This is a genomic window from Streptomyces sp. ML-6 (assembly GCF_030116705.1).
Classification (GTDB): Bacteria; Actinomycetota; Actinomycetes; order Streptomycetales; family Streptomycetaceae; genus Streptomyces.
Genome location: NZ_JAOTIK010000001.1, coordinates 1,622,849 through 1,638,557 on the forward strand (window position 1 = coordinate 1,622,849; position 15,709 = coordinate 1,638,557).

Below are 15,709 nucleotides of genomic sequence, written 5' to 3' on the forward strand. Positions count from 1 at the left end.
GCGGCGGGTCAGCCGCCGAGTTCCATGAGCGCGCTCACCGGGTCGGAGTCCGGGGCGGCCCGGGGCCACCAGTCGTCCTCCCCGGGCTCGGACTCGTAGCCGTACCAGCGTCCGTCGTGGCCGAAGCGGAGCTGGAGCGTGCCGCCGGGGTGCGTGAGGTGGTTGCGCCAGGGGTGGAAGCGGGGGAAGCCGGCGGCCGCGAGTGCGGGGCGGGCCCGGTCGAAGGGGCCGGCCGGAGGGTCCCAGGGGGTTTCGAGGACGGCCAGCCCCTCGGCCCCGCCCTGGCGCCAGGCGGCGACCGCCCGGGCCAGGTCGGTGGTGGTGCGGCCGGTGGCGTAGGCGAGTTCGCGGTAGAGGGCGCGGGTGGTCGCGGTGAGTCCGGCGGTGTGACGGGATGCGGCCAGCCGTACCGCGTCCTGCCAGGGCGTCAGTCCGGCGAGCGGGTCGAGGCCGGTGGTGAGGAGCGCGTGCGCCCGGGCCGCCGCGTCCGTGGCGAGGTGGTCCAGGGCGAGCGGATCGCGGGCCCCGGGCGGGCCGGGGTACGAGGGAGGCTGCGCGGGATGCGGCAGGACCGGCAGCGGGGCGGGGAGCGGCGGGAGGAAGCGCCCGGTCAGGACCTCGGCGGCGGGCACGGAGGGGGTGTCGGGCTTCGCCGGGCGTTCCTTGGCGGAGTGTGCGGCGTTGCGGCGGCCCAGCTCTTCGAGGAGTTCCCGCTCGCCCCGGCCGCGCAGCAGCAGGAGGACGAACGGGTCGGCGTCCAGGAGCCGGGCCATCTGGTAGCAGAGGGCGGCCACGTGTTTGCAGGGCCAGCCGTGGTCGGGGCAGGTGCAGCCGGGGTCGAGGTCGTCGGCGGCGGGCAGCAGCCCGATGCCCGCTGCGGCGGCGGTGTCGACCAGCGAGTGCGGCATCTCCTTGGCGAGCAGCGCGGCGAGGTGGCCGGGCCGGGCGGCGACCTCGTCGAGGAAGGTCTCCCAGTCGGGGTCGGTGAGGGTCCGCAGCCGCAGTTCGCAGCGGTAGGGGCGGGGGCGGCTGCCGTGCACGTAGGCGACGACCCGACCGGGGGTGACGGTGATGGCGGCGACCTTGCCGCTGTCCGCGTAGGTACGGCCGCGGGAGAGCCGTCCCTCGTCCATGGACAGGGACTCCAGCGCGGCCACCCAGGCGCGGCCCCACCAGCTGTCGGCGAAGGGCTGGTCACCGTCGCAGGTGCGGGGCGGCACGGCCTCGAAGGTGCGCCGCAGGTCGTCGGGGCCGGGACGCGGGCGCACCGCGGTCCGGGAAGCAGCGGGGGCGGCGGGTCCGCGGGTCGCGGTGCGCGCGATCCGGCCGGCGCGCGGGGAGCGGCCGGTGCGCGGAGGGTTCTCCGGCCGGGGGCTCATGTCGGCCTCCGGAGCGAGACGAGGTCGGCCAGCTCGCGGTCGCTGAGCTCGGTGAGCGCGGCCTCGCCGGTGCCGAGGACCGTCTCGGCCAGGGCCCGCTTCGCCTCCAGCAGTTCGCCGATCCGGTCCTCGACGGTGCCTTCCGCGATCAGCCGGTGCACCTGCACGGGCTGGGTCTGGCCGATGCGGTACGCCCGGTCCGTGGCCTGTTCCTCGACGGCCGGGTTCCACCAGCGGTCGTAGTGGATGACGTGGGCGGCCCTGGTGAGGTTCAGCCCGGTGCCCGCCGCCTTGAGGGAGAGCAGGAAGACCGGGACCTCGCCGGACTGGAAGCGGTCCACCATCCGTTCCCGTTCGGCCACCGGCGTTCCGCCGTGCAGGAGTTGGGAGGGGACGGCGCGCGAGGTGAGGTGGGCGGAGAGGAGCCGGGCCATGGTCACGTACTGGGTGAAGACGAGGACGGAGCCGTTCTCGGCGAGGATCGTGTCGAGGAGTTCGTCGAGCAGGGCGAGCTTCCCCGACCGGTCGACGAGGCGGGTCGGCTCCTCCTTCAGGTACTGCGCCGGGTGGTTGCAGATCTGCTTGAGCGAGGCCAGCAGTTTCATGATCAGGCCGCGCCGGGCGATGCCCTCCGACGCCTCGATGAACGCCATCGTCTCGCGGACCGTCGCCTCGTAGAGCGTGGCCTGCTCGCGGGTGAGGAAGACGGGGTGGTCGGTCTCCGTCTTGGACGGCAGCTCGGGGGCGATCCCCGGGTCGGATTTCCTGCGGCGCAGCAGAAAGGGGCGCACCAGCCGGGCGAGCCGTTCGACGGCTTCGTCGTCCTCGGGCCCGGCGGCCGTACCGGTGTTCTCGACAGTGCGGGCGTAGCGGGCCCGGAACGCCCTGAGGGGGCCGAGCAGCCCGGGGGTGGTCCAGTCGAGCAGGGCCCACAGCTCGGAGAGGTTGTTCTCCACGGGGGTGCCGGTGAGGGCGACCCGGGCGGGGGCCGGGATGGTGCGCAGCGCCTTCGCCGTGGAGGAGTGCGGGTTCTTCACGTGCTGGGCCTCGTCGGCGACGATCATCCCCCAGCCGTGCTCGGCGAGCCGGGCGGCGCTCGACCGCATCGTGCCGTACGTGGTGAGGACGAAGCCGCCGTCGGTCCCGGTGAGCGTGCGGTCGGTGCCGTGGAAGCGGCGTACGGGGACGCCGGGGGCGAACCGGTTGATCTCCCGGTGCCAGTTGCCCAGCAGGGAGGCGGGGCAGATCACCAGGGTGGGCGAGGGGTGGGCGCGGCGCAGGTGCAGGGCGATGAGGGTGACCGTCTTGCCCAGGCCCATGTCGTCGGCGAGGCAGCCGCCGAGGCCGAGCGAGGTCATCCGGTCCAGCCAGGCGAGGCCGCGCAGTTGGTAGTCGCGGAGCGTGGCGTCGAGGCCGGGCGGCGGGGCGACGGCGGTGGCGTCGGCGGTGATGCGTTCCCGGAGCGCGGCGAGCGCCCCCACGGGCACCGCCTCGACCCGTTCGCCGTCGACCTCGGCACTGCCGGTCAGGGCCACGGCGAGGGCGTCGACCGGGTCGAGCAGTCCGAGCTCCCGCTTGCGCGCCTTGCGCACGAGGTCGGGGTCGACGACGACCCACCGGTCCCGCAGGCGCACCACCGGCCGGTGGGCCTCCGCGAGCAGGTCCATCTCCTTCTCGGTGAGCTGCTCGTCGCCCAGCGCCAACTGCCAGTCGAACGAGAAGAGGTGCTCGGCGTCGAAGAACGAGGTGCCGTCGGTGGCCGATCCGGGGGCGGGCCGTACGACGGCCGAGGCGGTGAGGGAACGGACCAGTTCCCTGGGCCAGTGGACGCCGACCCCGGCCGCCGCCAGCCGGGGCCCGGCGTCGCCGAGCAGTTCGTACAGCTCGTCCTCCCCGATGGCCAGGACGTCGGGCACGGGCTGGTCCAGCAGGCGCTCCAGCGGTGCCCAGACGCGGGCGGCGCGACGCAGGGCCAGCACGGCGTCGACCCTGGCCCGCGGGCCGAACGGCTCGCCCGCCCCGCCGTTCCACAGCGCGGCGGCGTCGGTGACGTGCGTGGGGTCGGCGAGGCTGTGCACCTGGACGACGGCCGCGGCGGCCCGCCGCGCCTCGTCGGGGCGGTCGTACGTGCCGGCCTGGGTGGGCGCGGCGACCGGAGTGGGCGCGGCGGCCTGGTCGTACGTGTCGGCCGGGGTGTGCGTGTCGAAGAGTTCGTACGCCGAGAGGTCCAGGCGCAGCGAGATCCGTACCCCCGCGTCGAACCCGGACGCGACCTCGACCGCCCAGTCCCGGGCGTCCGGCAGGTGCTGGGCCTCGCGGGCCGCGAAGGGCGCCCCCATCGCGTGCGCCGCGGCGGGCGTACGGGGCAGGGTGTCGGCGACCGCGTCGAGGAACGCCCCGATCAGCCACTCGGGGTCGGGGACCCGGAGCGGTGTGCGGTCCGGGAGCGGGACGGCATGGCCCTCGGGCGGCAGGGCAGCGGCGATCGCCCGGAGGTGCGCGATGTCCTCGGCGTCGCGCGGTCCGGCCCGCCAGGCGTCGTGGTCGTCGCCCGTCAGACCGGGGAGCAGTCTGCCGCGCGCCACCAGGTTGAGCGCCTGGAGCGCGGCGGCGCCCCAGCACCGCGTGGCGGCGTGGGCGGACTCCTGGTACCGGCCCCGGACCAGCAGCGGCAGGACGTCGGCCACGGGCAGCAGGACGGCGGGCACCGTGTGCCGCCGGACGTCGTCCTGCGGGCCCTCCCTGCGGACGACGGCGATCTCGGACGCGCTCGGGGCGGGCGCCGGGCTTCCGGGCTCCGCGGGAGGTCCGCAGACGTCGCCCGGCTCCGGGAGCGACCCCCCGTCCGGATCCCAGAAGGCGACGCGACCGTCCCTCGGCAACGAGGCGGGCAGGAACACCGCGGCACACCGCAGGAGACGGACGACGGAGCCGTCCTGACGGCTTCGTGGCGTGGCCATCCGGTCCCTCCCCTTCCCGCTCCGACGCTCGTGGGCACCTTGATCCTTACGACTCCTGCCGAGTCTAGGCGGGGGGTATGACAACCGGCCGCGCACCCACGTTTCAGCAGGTCAACAGCCATATGGCTCGTAACGGTCCGACTCGCCCGGAGCAGGCCGCAGCACCGGGAAACGGGAGAAGCGGAACAGGGCCATCCGGCGGCTCGGCACTTCGACGCCCAGTGCCGGGCCGCTCAGTGCCGGGCCAACGGCTCCGAACGGGCGGGCGGCGCGGGAACGGCCGACGACTGCTGCGGCTGCTGCTGTTGCAGCGGTTCCCGTGACTGTTGCTGCTGCTGTTGCTGCGACTGCTGGGGTTGCGGCCGTTGCCGCTCCTGCGGCGGCGACACCTGTTGCGGTGCGGACTGCTGCGACGGCGACACCTGCTGTGGTGCGGACTGCTCCGGTGCGGACTGCTGCTGCGCCCGTTCCAGGAAGCGGAGCAGCTCCACCGGGAACGGCAGCACCAGCGTGGAGTTCTTCTCCGCCGCCACCGCCACCACCGTCTGCAGCAGGCGCAGTTGGAGCGCGGCCGGCTGGGCGGACATCTCCCCCGCCGCCTCGGCGAGCTTCTTCGATGCCTGGAGCTCGGCGTCCGCGTTGATGACCCGGGCCCGCCGCTCACGATCGGCCTCGGCCTGGCGCGCCATGGAGCGCTTCATCGTCTCCGGGAGCGAGACGTCCTTGATCTCCACCCGGTCGATCTGCACGCCCCAGCCGACCGCGGGGCTGTCGATCATCAGCTCGAGCCCCTCGTTCAGCTTCTCCCGGTTGGACAGCAGGTCGTCCAGGTCGCTCTTGCCGATGATCGACCGCAGCGAGGTCTGCGCCATCTGCGACACCGCGAACCGGTAGTCCTCCACCTGGATCACGGCGCTCGCCGCGTCGACGACCTTGAAGTAGATGACGGCGTCCACCCGTACCGTCACGTTGTCCCGGGTGATCCCGTCCTGGGCGGGCACCGGCATCGTCACGATCTGCATGTTGACCTTGCGCATCCGGTCGACGCCGGGGACCACCATGGTGAAGCCGGGCCCGCGCACCTCGTCACGCAGCCTGCCCAGCCGCAGCACGACGCCCCGCTCGTACTGCTTGACGATCTTGGCGGCCGCCGCCAGGTAGAGCGTGCCCACCGAGGCCGCCGCCACCAGCGCGATTACGAGATCCTGGACCATGACGGCCCCCTGAAGGACGGAAACAATCTGAGCCGAGCGGGTCATCCGCTATTACCACGGTATGCCCAATATCAACCGATATGAACATGGCTCGGGCCTCCCTCGTCGCGGCTGTAGCCCGCCCGGCCGCGCACCGGGTGCCGGGCCCGCGGGGACCGGGCAGGGTGACCAGCGTCAGCACGTACTCCGTGGCACACGCGGCCCCGTCACCCACGCGGCACCGGTGCCGACGGACCAGCCCGGACGAGACAGACGAGGACCCGCCCATGCCCTTGACCGATCACCGACGCCGCCGCCTCGGCATCGCCGCAGGGACCGCGCTCCTGACCCTCACCGTCGCCGGCTGCTCCGGCCTCGGCCGGACCGCGGTCGGGCCGGTCGTCTACACGACCCAGCGGGACGTCGACATCGCGGTGAACAGCCCGTTGGTGAGGGGCTGCCACCGCCTCGCCCCCTCGGGCGCCAAGGCCGTGTTCAACAACACCCTGATCGACATCGTCCTGTACCGCACCTTCGACTGCACCGGCCCGGGCACGACGTACCTCGCGACCGGCCTCAGCGACTTCAATCCCCCCAGGGTCCAGCCCTGGCGCAGCTTCAGCACCATCCACTGACCGCCCCGCCCGGCCCCCTCCGCGGCCGCTCCCCTCGCACCGCCCCGCCCGGCGCCGCTCCTCGCGCGCCGGGCGGCCCGCGTCGGGGTGACCCATGCCGGGCGGCCCGCGCCGGGCGGCTCACACCGAGCGGCGGGCGACCAGGGCCGCGCTGATGTGCTGGAGGTCGACCGGGCGGGCCGGGGAGAGGCCGGTGAGCCGGTCGATGCGGCGTATGCGGTAGTCCACGGTGTTGGGGTGGACGTGCAGGGCCGCGGCGGTGGCCCGCCGGTCCAGCCCCAGTTCGAGGTACGTCTCCAGGGTGCGCAGCAGATCCGGCTTCGCCTCCAGCGGTCCCAGCAGCCGGGCGAGCCCGCGCAGGGCCTCGCTGGGCCGGCTGAGCTGGTATTCGAGCAGGACGTCGGCCAACCGGTACAGGCCGGGGGGCCGGCCGGTGCGGGCGACCAGGTCGACGATCTCGGCGTTGCGCGCCACCGCGGCCGGCACCTCCTCCGGTTCGGCGGTCTCCGCGGCGGCGGTGACCGGGACGCCCGCCGCGCGGGCCGCCTCCTCGATCAGCGCGCACAGCCCGTCCGGCCCGCGCCACGGCGGCGGCGCATCGGCGACCGGCAGCAGCACCGTGCCGCCGGAGGTGTCGAGGGCGGTGAGCGTCGGCGTACCGGCGAAGTGGTCGAGGACCGTGCGGACGCGACGGATCTTGCGCCGGGCCGCGATGCCGGATCCCGGGCCCGGTGACTGGCTCGACTCGTCGGGGTGCGGGGCCAGCGCGAGCGTCATCGTGAGGTAGCGGGCGGCCGGGCGCAGTCCGGTGCGGTGGGCGAAGCGGTCCAGGGGCTCCCCGGTCAGCAGGGCGGCCATCAGGGCGTGCCGGCCGCCGTGCTCCTGGCTGTCGAGGATCTGCCGGGCCTCCAGGTACGCGCTGCTGACGGCGGAGGTCAGCTGCCGCTGGAGGACCATGATGCGGTCCATGACCTCCAGGACGGTGGGGAGGTCGTCGGGCCGGGCCCCCTTCGCGGTCTCCTGCCAGCACATCGCCGTGCCGAGCTGGTAGGCGGTGAGGATCGCGTCCAGCGGCACGCCCTCCTCCGCGCGCTGGGCCGCCGAGTCCCGCTGCTGGGCGAGTTCGGCGTCCGTGGCGGGGCGGCGGTGCTCGACGACGTCCGCGAAGAGCCGCAGGTTGTGCTGGACGATGTCGGCGATGTCGCCGGAGATCTCCTCGTGCGGGAGCTCGGCGTAGACCGGCAGGTCGGCCAGCAGCCGTTCGACCACACGGACCGTCAGGGCCGGTACTCGGGCCCGCAGTTGGGCGGCCACCGGACGCCCCGCGATGGACAGCGGCCGGTCCCTCGGGCCCCTGAAGGCACTGTGGCCCCCCTCGACGACGGGTGGACGGTTGTCACGCGTCACAAGTTCCCCCGCGGAAGTCTGCGTTACCCACCAGTTAAACGACGGCAGTCGAGTCTGCATGATGACCGGCGTCACGCGCCATGCCACGTCCCGCCCCCCACCGTCGGAGGATTTCGTGAACTTGCCGCAGAACAAAGGCTTCTGTCGTTTCGTCAGGACCGTCATGGGCTCGCTCGCCCTGGCCGGTCTGGCCATGGGGGCCGGCGCCGTCCCGGCGTCCGCCGCCGGTGCGGACGACACCATGTCCTATGTCGCGCTCGGCGACTCCATGGCGTCCGGACCGCTCGTCCCGGACATCACGGGACCGCTGGCCTGCGGCCGTTCGACGCACAACTACCCGCACGAGCTCGCCTCGCGCCTCGGTGCGTCACTGACCGACGTCACGTGCAGCGGCGCCGCCTCCAAGCACATGACCGAGAAGCAGTCGCTGTCGCTGCTCGACATCCCGATGGGCTCGGCGCCGCCCCAGTTCGACGCGCTGCGCCCGGACACCGACCTGGTGACCCTGACCATCGGCGGCAACGACGCCGGGCTGGTCGGCATCGCGCAGAAGTGCACCACCCTCGACCCCAACGCCACCCCGTGCAAGGAGAGGTACAACGAGGGCGGTGTGGACCAGGTGGGACAGCGCATCGCGGAGTTCGCGCCGAAGCTGGGCGTCGTCCTGGACACGATCCACCAGCGCTCCCCGCAGGCCCGGGTGATCGTCACGGGGTACGGCCTGTACATCAAGCCCGGTGGCTGCTGGCCGCTGCAGCCGGTGCTCCCGGTGGACGCCGACTTCCTCCAGGGCAGCGTCGACCGGATGAACGCGGTGATCGCCGAGCAGAGCGCCGCGCACGGCGCCGAGTACATCGACCTCGCCACGCCCAGCAAGGGCCACGACTCCTGCCAGTCCCCGTCGGACAAGTGGGTCGAGGGCTACGTGCCGACCTCGCTCGCCGCCCCGCTGCACCCCAACCGCAACGGTGAGGCGAACTACGCCGCCATCATCGGCGCCCACCTCCAGGGGAGCTGACCGGCGTTGCGGCACCGATTGCTGCGCGGGCTGCTGGCGGCGGCGCTCGGCGCCGCCGTCCTGCTCGTCCCGGACGCCCCGGCGGCCCGTGCCGCCGGGGCGTCCGGGGCCAGCTGCGACCCACTGGCCCCCACCGAGTGCCTGCTGCCGTTCCCCAACGACTGGTACACCCGGTCCGACCCCAGCACCGGCACCGGCCGCCGGGTCTCCTTCGGAGCCACCGCGCTGCCGCCCACCGCGACCGGCCGGAACATCGACCCGACGGCCTGGAACCGCTCCGACGGCTTCTCCCCCGGCTCGACCCTGATCGCACACGTCCCCGGCCTCGGCCCGGCGGCGACCGGCGCGGCCCCGCTCACCGACATCGGCCGCTCCCTGGCCCCGGACGCCCCCGTCGTGCTGCTGGACACCGGGACCGGCGAGCGGTGGCCGTACTGGGCCGAGCCCGACTCCAACGCCACCGACCCCGCCCGCCGCGCCCTGCTGATCCATCCCGCGCGCAACTTCCGCGACGGCCACCACTACGCCGTCGCCCTGCGGAACCTCAAGGACGGGGCCGGGCGCACGATCCCGGCCGCCGCGCCGTTCGCCGCCGTCGCCGGGAAGCCACTGCCCGCCGGGCATCCGCTGCGCGCCCGGCAGCACCGGCTCCGCCCGGCGCTGAAGGCGCTGCACCGGGCCGGAGTGCGGTCCGAAGGGCTGTACCTCGCCTGGGACTTCACCGTCGCGAGCACCCGCAGTCTCACCGGTGACCTCTTCACCATCCGCGACGACGCGTTCCGCCGGCTCGGTGGCCGCCCGCCCGCGTTCGACATCACCGACGTCACCGACTTCACCCCCGGACAGGACCCCCGGATCGCCCGCGAGGTGACCGGCCGGATCAGCGTGCCCGGCTATCTGGACCGGCCCGGCGGACCCCCCGGCTCCGTGCTGCACCGCGGCCCCGACGGCCTGCCCCGACGACTCCCGGGCAGCACCGTGCTCGCCACGTTCCGCTGCGAGATACCGCGCTCCGCCTTCCGCACCCCCTCGCACCCCGCCCTCTACGGGCACGGCCTCCTCGGCCGCCGGGCCGAGGTCGGCGCGGGCAACGTCAAGGCGATGGCGGCGGAACACAACTTCACGTTCTGCGCGACGGACTGGATCGGGATGGCCCAGGAGGACGTTCCCGCGGTGCTCGGCGCGCTCGCCGACCCGAACCTCTTCCCCGCCGTGCCCGAACGCAGCGAGCAGGGCATGCTGAACGCCCTCCTCCTCGCCCGCGCCCTGATCCACACCGACGGCCTGACCACCGACGCGGCCTTCCGCGACGCGAACGGCCGGCCGCTCGTCGACGTCCGGCACGGCATCGGGTACGACGGCAACAGCCAGGGCGGAATCCTCGGCGGCGCCCTGCTGGCCGCCTCGCCCGACATCCGGCGCGGCGTCCTCGGCGTCACCGGCATGAACTACGGCCTGCTCCTCAACCGCAGCGTCGACTTCGCCCCGTTCCAGCAGGTCCTGGACCTCTCCTATCCGGACAAACTGCGCCAGCAGATCGTCCTCCAGCTGTTCCAGATGGTGTGGGACCGCGGCGAGACCAACGCGTACGCGAACCACCTGACCAACCGTCACCAGGTGCTGATGCACATCGCGTACGGGGATCACCAGGTCGCGAACGCGGCGGCGGACGTGGAGGCGCGCACCATCGGCGCCCGGCTGGTCGCCCCCGCGCTCGCACCGGGCCGCAGCCCGGACACCGTCCCGTACTGGGGCATCAGGACCGTAGCGCGCGACCAACTGCCGTACCGGGGCTCCGCGATGACGGTGTGGGACAGCGGCACACCCACCCCGCCGACCACCAACACCCCACCTGCCGGGCCGGATTACGGCCACGACCCGCACTCGGACCCCCGCAACTCGCCGGCCGCACGTCAGCAGAAGGCCACCTTCCTGACCACCGGCCGTGTCATCAATGTCTGCGGCACCACACCGTGCACCGCCGCACCCACCTCCTGACACCCCACCCCCCGACAGGGATGCAGACAAGGAGCACCATGCGCACGCACCGCATCACCCAGGCAGCCGTCGCGGCCGCCCTGCTCGCCGGTACGGTCCTCGTCCCGCCCGCCATCGCCGCCACGCCCGCCGACGCGCCCGTGGCGAGTGCCGGGGCCACCGCGCGGGCCGCCGCCGTGCCGTTCACCGCGGCCGGCGCCCTGCGCGCCGCCGACGGCGGCTACACGATCTCCTGGTCCTCCCCCGCCGCATCGGTGACGGTCACCGCCGTCACCTCCCCCGACGCCACCACCGGCACCCCAGTGGGCACCGCCGCCGGCACCGGCTCGCTGACCGTCCCCGCCGGAACCCTCGCCGAGGCGGGACGCTGGTACTTCCGGCTGGTGCCGGACAGCGGCTCCCCGCTCGTCGTCGCCGACCGCTCGCTCGGCATCGAGTCCGCCCGCAACTTCCGGGACATCGGCGGCTACCGCACCACCGACGGGCGCTGGGTGAAGCCCGGCCTGGTCTACCGCTCCAACAAGATCAACAAGCTGACCGACGCCGAGCAGCAGCGGCTGCTGTCCCAGCGGCTCACCCTCGACGTGGACCTGCGCAACGCGGTGGAGCGGTACGAGGCCCCCGACAAACTGCCCGCCGGGGTGAAGTACCAGGTCGCCGACGTGGTGTCGTTCGACCACGGCATCCGTTTCCACGACTCGGCGCTGATGACGCTGGCCGAGGCCATCGCGGCCGGGCTGTTCTCCGGCTCGTCCGACCTCGGCCAGTCCATCGGCTACCCGTTCATGGTGAACTTCGTGGGCGCCGACTACGCCTTCCACGACCTGGTCACCGCCGTCGCGAACAACGACTCCGGTTCGACGGTCTACCACTGCAGCTCGGGCAAGGACCGCACCGGCTGGAGCACCGCCGTCCTCCTCACCCTGCTCGGCGTCCCGCGCGAGACCGTCGAGGCGGACTTCCTCGCCAGCAACCAGTACCTGGGCAACCCGAAGGCCGTCGAACTGAGCTGGCTGCAGGCCGCGTTCAACCAGGTGGACAAGTTGTACGGCGACTTCGACACCTACGTCCGCGAGGGCCTGCGGATCGACGACGCGACGGTGGCCAAGCTGCGCGCCAAGCTGCTGACGGCCTGACCACCCGTCACCACCCGTCAGCACCCGGTGTGCTGACGGGTGGTGCCCCCGCCGTGCCCCGGCGGGCGGCCGCCCTCAGCACACCGGGTACCGGCCGTCAGCACACCGGGTACCGCCCGGTCGGCCAGTCCACCGCGTGGTCGAACTCCACGCACAGGTCGTCGGCCACCTCGGTGACCACGGCCCGGCCCTCGGTCGCCACCAGCCAGGACGACGGAAGGCACACGTCGCCGTGGCGCGCGCCGAGCAGATTGCCGCAGATCGCGCCGGTGGAGTCGCTGTCGCCCGAGTGGTTGACCGAGAGCAGCAGTGCCTGCGCCACCTGGTCGGCGCCGGGGAGCACGAGGGCGCAGTACACCGCGATGGCGAGGGCCTCCTCGGCCACCCAGCCCGCGCCCAGCGTCTCCACCTTCTCGCCGGTCGGCGCGCCCTGCGCGGCCAGGTCGACGGCCGCCCGCAGCGCCGCCGTGGTCTCCTCGTGCCCCGGGTGGCGGCCCAGCAGGTCCATGGCCCGCAGCACCGCGCCGGGCATCGACTCGCCCTCCAGGAGGTGGGCGACGATCGCGGCGAAGGCCGCCGCGGCGTACGCGCCCGTCGGGTGGCCGTGGGTGATCTGGGCGCACCAGTAGGCGAGCCGGAAGCCGGCCGAGGCGTCCTCCCCGGTCAGCCCGAAGGGCGCGGACCGCATCACCGTGCCGCAGCCCTTGGACCCGGTGTTCACCGGGCCGGGCGCGCCGAGCCGGTCGACCGGCTCGGGGACGTGACCGGTGGCGAGCCCGGTCAGGCAGGCGTTGCCGGGGGCCCGGCGCGCGTACAGCCAGGGCTGCTGCCTGAGCCAGCCGGTCCGGATCGTGTTGTCGCCGCCCGCGGCGGGCGGGGCGGGGTGGTTCTGGGTGTCCAGCCAGCGGAGGTAGGCGTTCCGTACGAGCGCGGTCTCGGCGCCGCCCGCCCCCTTCGCCACCGCCCAGGAGTGGGCCCTGATCAGCCCCTCGGCCGTGAACAGGGTCATCTGCGTGTCGTCCGTGACCCGGCCCACCACTCCCTCCTCGTCCGGGAGAAGCCCCCGCACGCCGTGCTCGCCGTGCGCGCGGCGGATGCCGGCCAGGGAGAGGAACTCCACCGGGTTGCCCAGCGCGTCCCCGATCGCCCCGCCCAGCAGACAGCCCCGGACTCTCGCCCTGCGGTCGGTGCGGTCATTCCACGATGCGCCGTTCACGCGCGATCCCCTCGATCCGTTCGACATGTCCCGAAACGCCGTCGTGGGTCCATCCTGGTAAGGGGAGGCGATCGCCATGCGTACCGGCAATGAACCCACGACTGCCCGCAGTGCTCTGCGACTGCGGCTCGGACTGAGTCTATGGGGGCTGGCCTGGGCCCTCTTCGGCGTGACCGCCTTCGCCCTGACCGACCGGCCGGGCTGGGCCCTCGCCTGCGGTCTGCTGCTCCTGCTGGTCCTGGCGGACCTGGCGATGATCGTCCACCACATCCACCAGGGGCCGCACTACCAGCCCGGCCGCGACATCCCGCCGTACGAACCCGACCGGGGCGGACGCGGCGGATACGGACCGGGCGGGTACGAGCACCACGGGTACGGGCGCAGCAGGTACGGGCACTGAAGCCGGACCCGCCGGGCAGATCCGCGAGCCGGACCCGCCGCCGGGCAGGGGCGCGAAGCCCCTGCCCGGCGGCGGTCTCAGTCCTGCACGGGGAAGCGGGCCGCCTTCAGGTACTCCGGATTCGGGTCGAGGGCGGCGGCCAGCCGGAAGTGCCGGGAGGCGCGGTCGGGGCGCCCGGAGCGCTCGAAGGTGCGGGCCAGCGCGAAGTGCGCGAACGCGTTGTCCGGTTCGCGCTCCAGGACGAGTTCGAACTCGAGCTCGGCGGGACGCAGCTGGGCGGCGGCGAAGAAGGCACGGGCGCGCAGCAGCCGCGCCGCCGTGTTCTCGGGATGGGCCGCGATCACCGAGTCCAGCAGCTTCACCGCACCACGGGGATCGCGCGCGTCCAGCAGGCGTTCGGCCGCGCGGAAGTCGATGACGTCGGTTTCCGGGGTCCTCTCGGGCACGTTCGCTTCCTTCCCTTCGCTACCGGAACTCTCAACGCCCGTCCCGGCAGCGGTATTCCGTACCGGTACGGGGTCAGCCGGCCGCGGCCCGCCGGGTCAGCTCCGCCCAGACCTCGCGGACCTGCGGCTCCAGCTCCTCCAGCGGCCCGTCGTTGTCGATGATCAGGTCGGCCACGGCGCGCCGCTGCTCCCGCGTGGCCTGGGCGGCCATCCGGGCGCGGGCGTCGGCCTCGGTCATGCCGCGCAGCCGCACGAGCCGGTCGAGCTGCGTGTCGGGGCTCGCGTCCACGACGACGACCAGGTCGTACAGCGGCGCGAGGCCGTTCTCGGTGAGCAGGGGGACGTCGTGGACGACGACCGATCCGGGGCCCGCGGCCCGCTCCAGCTCGGCGGAGCGGGCGCCGACCAGCGGGTGGACGATCGCGTTGAGGGTGGCGAGCCGGTCGGCGTCGGAGAAGACGATCGAACCCAGCTTCGGCCGGTCCAGGACGCCGTCGGCGGTGAGGACGTCCGTCCCGAACGCATCGACGACGGCCGCGAGCCCTGGTGTGCCCGGTTCGACGACCTCGCGGGCGATCCGGTCCGCGTCGATCAGCACGGCCCCGTACTCGACGAGCAGCCGTGACACTTCACTCTTGCCGGCGCCGATCCCGCCGGTCAGGCCCACTTTCAGCATGACCGGCAGCTTAGGCCCTGTCCGCCGGACCGGCCCCGGGCAGGGCGGGGTGACTGGCCGGACGCCCGTACCCCGGGCAGGGCCGGGACCGACCGACGGAACGGCCCGTACCCCGGGCAGGGCAGAACGACCCGCGCGGAAGGCCGGTGGAGACCCTGCGGAGGTCAGGCGTCCCCTTCGCGCTCCGCGAGGAACCGCTCGAATTCCAGGCCGATCTCGTCGGCGGACGGCAGGTCCACCGGCTCGGCGACCAGATTGCCCCGGGTCTCGGAGCCGGCGATCGCGTCGTACTGGTGCTCAAGCCCCTCGACGAGCGAGACCAACTCCTCGTCGCCCTGGCCGATCTGCCGCTCGATCTCGGTCTGGGTGCGGTGCGCCTCGGTGCGCAGCGCGTGGGCGATGGCCGGCAGGACCAGGCCGGTCGCCGCCGTGATCGCCTCCAGGGCGGTGAGCGCCGCGTCCGGGTACGCGGAGCGGGCGACGTAGTGCGGTACGTGGGCGGCGACGCCGAGGACGTCGTGTCCGGCCTCCATCAGCCGGTACTCCACCAGGGCCTCCGCGGAGCCGGGCACCTGCGCCTCGTCGAACGGGCTGCGGTGGCCGGGCATGAGGTCCGTGCGGTTGCCGTGCGGGGTGATGCCGACGGGGCGGGTGTGCGGGACGCCCATCGGGATGCCGTGGAAATTCACCGCGAGGCGGACGCCGAGACGCTCCACGATCTGCTCGACGGCGGAGGCGAAGCGTTCCCACTCCACGTCCGGCTCGGGCCCGGACAGCAGCAGGAACGGCGCCCCGGTGGCGTCCTGGACGACCCGGACGGCCAGGGTCGGGGTCTCGTAGGCGGTCCAGCGGTCGCGCCGGAAGGTCAGCAGCGGGCGCCGTGCGCGGTAGTCGATGAGCCGGTCGTGGTCGAAGCGGGCGACGACCTGGTGCGGCAGCGTTTCGAGCAGACCGTCCACGATCTGCTCGCCGGTCTCACCCGCGTCGATGTATCCGTCGAAGTGGTAGAGCATGACCAGGCCCGCCGACTCCTGGGCGAGCGCCATGTCGACGACGGCCAGGCCCTTCGGCTCCCATTCGTACAAACTCTGCGGGTCAGACACCGTTACCGCTCCTCCTCGTATTCCTGCACAAGAACGTCCGGCAGGGCACGGGCATTCCCGAACGGTGCCCGTTCGACCGGCCGTTCATGCCCGGGCTCGTGCGAAATTCAAGCATCCGGATCCGTCCGGAAACGGATGCCCG

13 protein-coding genes are annotated in these 15,709 nt (G+C 73.6%); 5 read left to right on the forward strand and 8 right to left on the reverse strand.

The window, feature by feature from the left end; all coding sequences use genetic code 11:
* Window positions 1–8 precede the first annotated feature (8 nt).
* The 3 genes from OCT49_RS07215 to OCT49_RS07225 form a co-directional block, all read right to left on the reverse strand.
* Complete coding sequence (locus OCT49_RS07215) at window positions 9–1,379, reverse strand: SWIM zinc finger family protein (protein WP_283851057.1); 1,371 nt, start codon at window positions 1,377–1,379, stop codon at window positions 9–11.
* A complete protein-coding gene (locus OCT49_RS07220) occupies window positions 1,376–4,339 on the reverse strand; it encodes an SCO1167/SCO6262 family helicase (protein ID WP_283851058.1) in 2,964 nt (987 codons plus the stop codon). The genes OCT49_RS07215 and OCT49_RS07220 overlap by 4 nt, the downstream gene beginning before the upstream one ends.
* A 233-nt stretch (window positions 4,340–4,572) precedes the next feature.
* Window positions 4,573–5,553, reverse strand: a complete 981-nt coding sequence (locus OCT49_RS07225; RefSeq protein WP_283851059.1) for a slipin family protein — start codon at window positions 5,551–5,553, stop codon at window positions 4,573–4,575.
* A 266-nt stretch (window positions 5,554–5,819) separates the two neighbouring features.
* On the opposite strand from OCT49_RS07225, the gene OCT49_RS07230 reads away from it, so the two are divergent.
* Complete coding sequence (locus tag OCT49_RS07230; protein ID WP_283851060.1) at window positions 5,820–6,167, forward strand: hypothetical protein; 348 nt, start codon at window positions 5,820–5,822, stop codon at window positions 6,165–6,167.
* Window positions 6,168–6,287: 120 nt separating this feature from the next.
* Here the strand turns inward: OCT49_RS07230 and OCT49_RS07235 are convergent, their stop codons facing one another.
* Window positions 6,288–7,502 carry a PucR family transcriptional regulator gene (locus OCT49_RS07235; RefSeq protein WP_283855698.1) on the reverse strand — a complete coding sequence of 405 codons (1,215 nt, stop codon included), beginning with the start codon at window positions 7,500–7,502 and terminating at the stop codon, window positions 6,288–6,290.
* A gap of 187 nt (window positions 7,503–7,689) precedes the next feature.
* On the opposite strand from OCT49_RS07235, the gene OCT49_RS07240 reads away from it, so the two are divergent.
* The 3 genes from OCT49_RS07240 to OCT49_RS07250 are packed head-to-tail and all read left to right on the forward strand — an operon-like array spanning window position 7,690 to window position 11,726.
* Complete coding sequence (locus OCT49_RS07240; protein WP_283851061.1) at window positions 7,690–8,592, forward strand: SGNH/GDSL hydrolase family protein; 903 nt, start codon at window positions 7,690–7,692, stop codon at window positions 8,590–8,592.
* Between the two features lie 6 nt (window positions 8,593–8,598).
* Entirely contained in the window at window positions 8,599–10,590 is a 1,992-nt protein-coding gene (locus OCT49_RS07245) for a hypothetical protein (protein WP_283851062.1), read from the forward strand.
* A 38-nt stretch (window positions 10,591–10,628) separates the two neighbouring features.
* Complete coding sequence (locus OCT49_RS07250) at window positions 10,629–11,726, forward strand: tyrosine-protein phosphatase (RefSeq protein ID WP_283851063.1); 1,098 nt, start codon at window positions 10,629–10,631, stop codon at window positions 11,724–11,726.
* Window positions 11,727–11,823: 97 nt separating this feature from the next.
* On the opposite strand, the gene OCT49_RS07255 is transcribed toward OCT49_RS07250, so the two are convergent.
* Window positions 11,824–12,969: an ADP-ribosylglycohydrolase family protein gene (locus OCT49_RS07255; protein WP_502963343.1), complete on the reverse strand. Its 1,146-nt coding sequence runs from the start codon at window positions 12,967–12,969 to the stop codon at window positions 11,824–11,826.
* Window positions 12,970–13,018: 49 nt separating this feature from the next.
* Here OCT49_RS07255 and OCT49_RS07260 point away from each other — a divergent pair, with 49 nt between their 5' ends.
* Window positions 13,019–13,342 (forward strand): DUF6343 family protein, encoded by a 324-nt coding sequence (locus OCT49_RS07260; RefSeq protein ID WP_283851065.1) that lies wholly within the window; start codon window positions 13,019–13,021, stop codon window positions 13,340–13,342.
* Between the two features lie 77 nt (window positions 13,343–13,419).
* Here the strand turns inward: OCT49_RS07260 and OCT49_RS07265 are convergent, their stop codons facing one another.
* The 3 genes from OCT49_RS07265 to OCT49_RS07275 form a co-directional block, all read right to left on the reverse strand.
* Window positions 13,420–13,788: a tetratricopeptide repeat protein gene (locus OCT49_RS07265; RefSeq protein WP_283851066.1), complete on the reverse strand. Its 369-nt coding sequence runs from the start codon at window positions 13,786–13,788 to the stop codon at window positions 13,420–13,422.
* Between the two features lie 73 nt (window positions 13,789–13,861).
* The gene (coaE, locus tag OCT49_RS07270) at window positions 13,862–14,464 is read right to left on the reverse strand and encodes a dephospho-CoA kinase (protein WP_283851067.1); all 603 of its coding nucleotides are present in this window, start codon (window positions 14,462–14,464) and stop codon (window positions 13,862–13,864) included.
* 164 nt (window positions 14,465–14,628) lie between these two features.
* Complete coding sequence (locus OCT49_RS07275) at window positions 14,629–15,567, reverse strand: PAC2 family protein (RefSeq protein WP_283851068.1); 939 nt, start codon at window positions 15,565–15,567, stop codon at window positions 14,629–14,631.
* Between the last annotated feature and the right edge of the window lie 142 nt (window positions 15,568–15,709).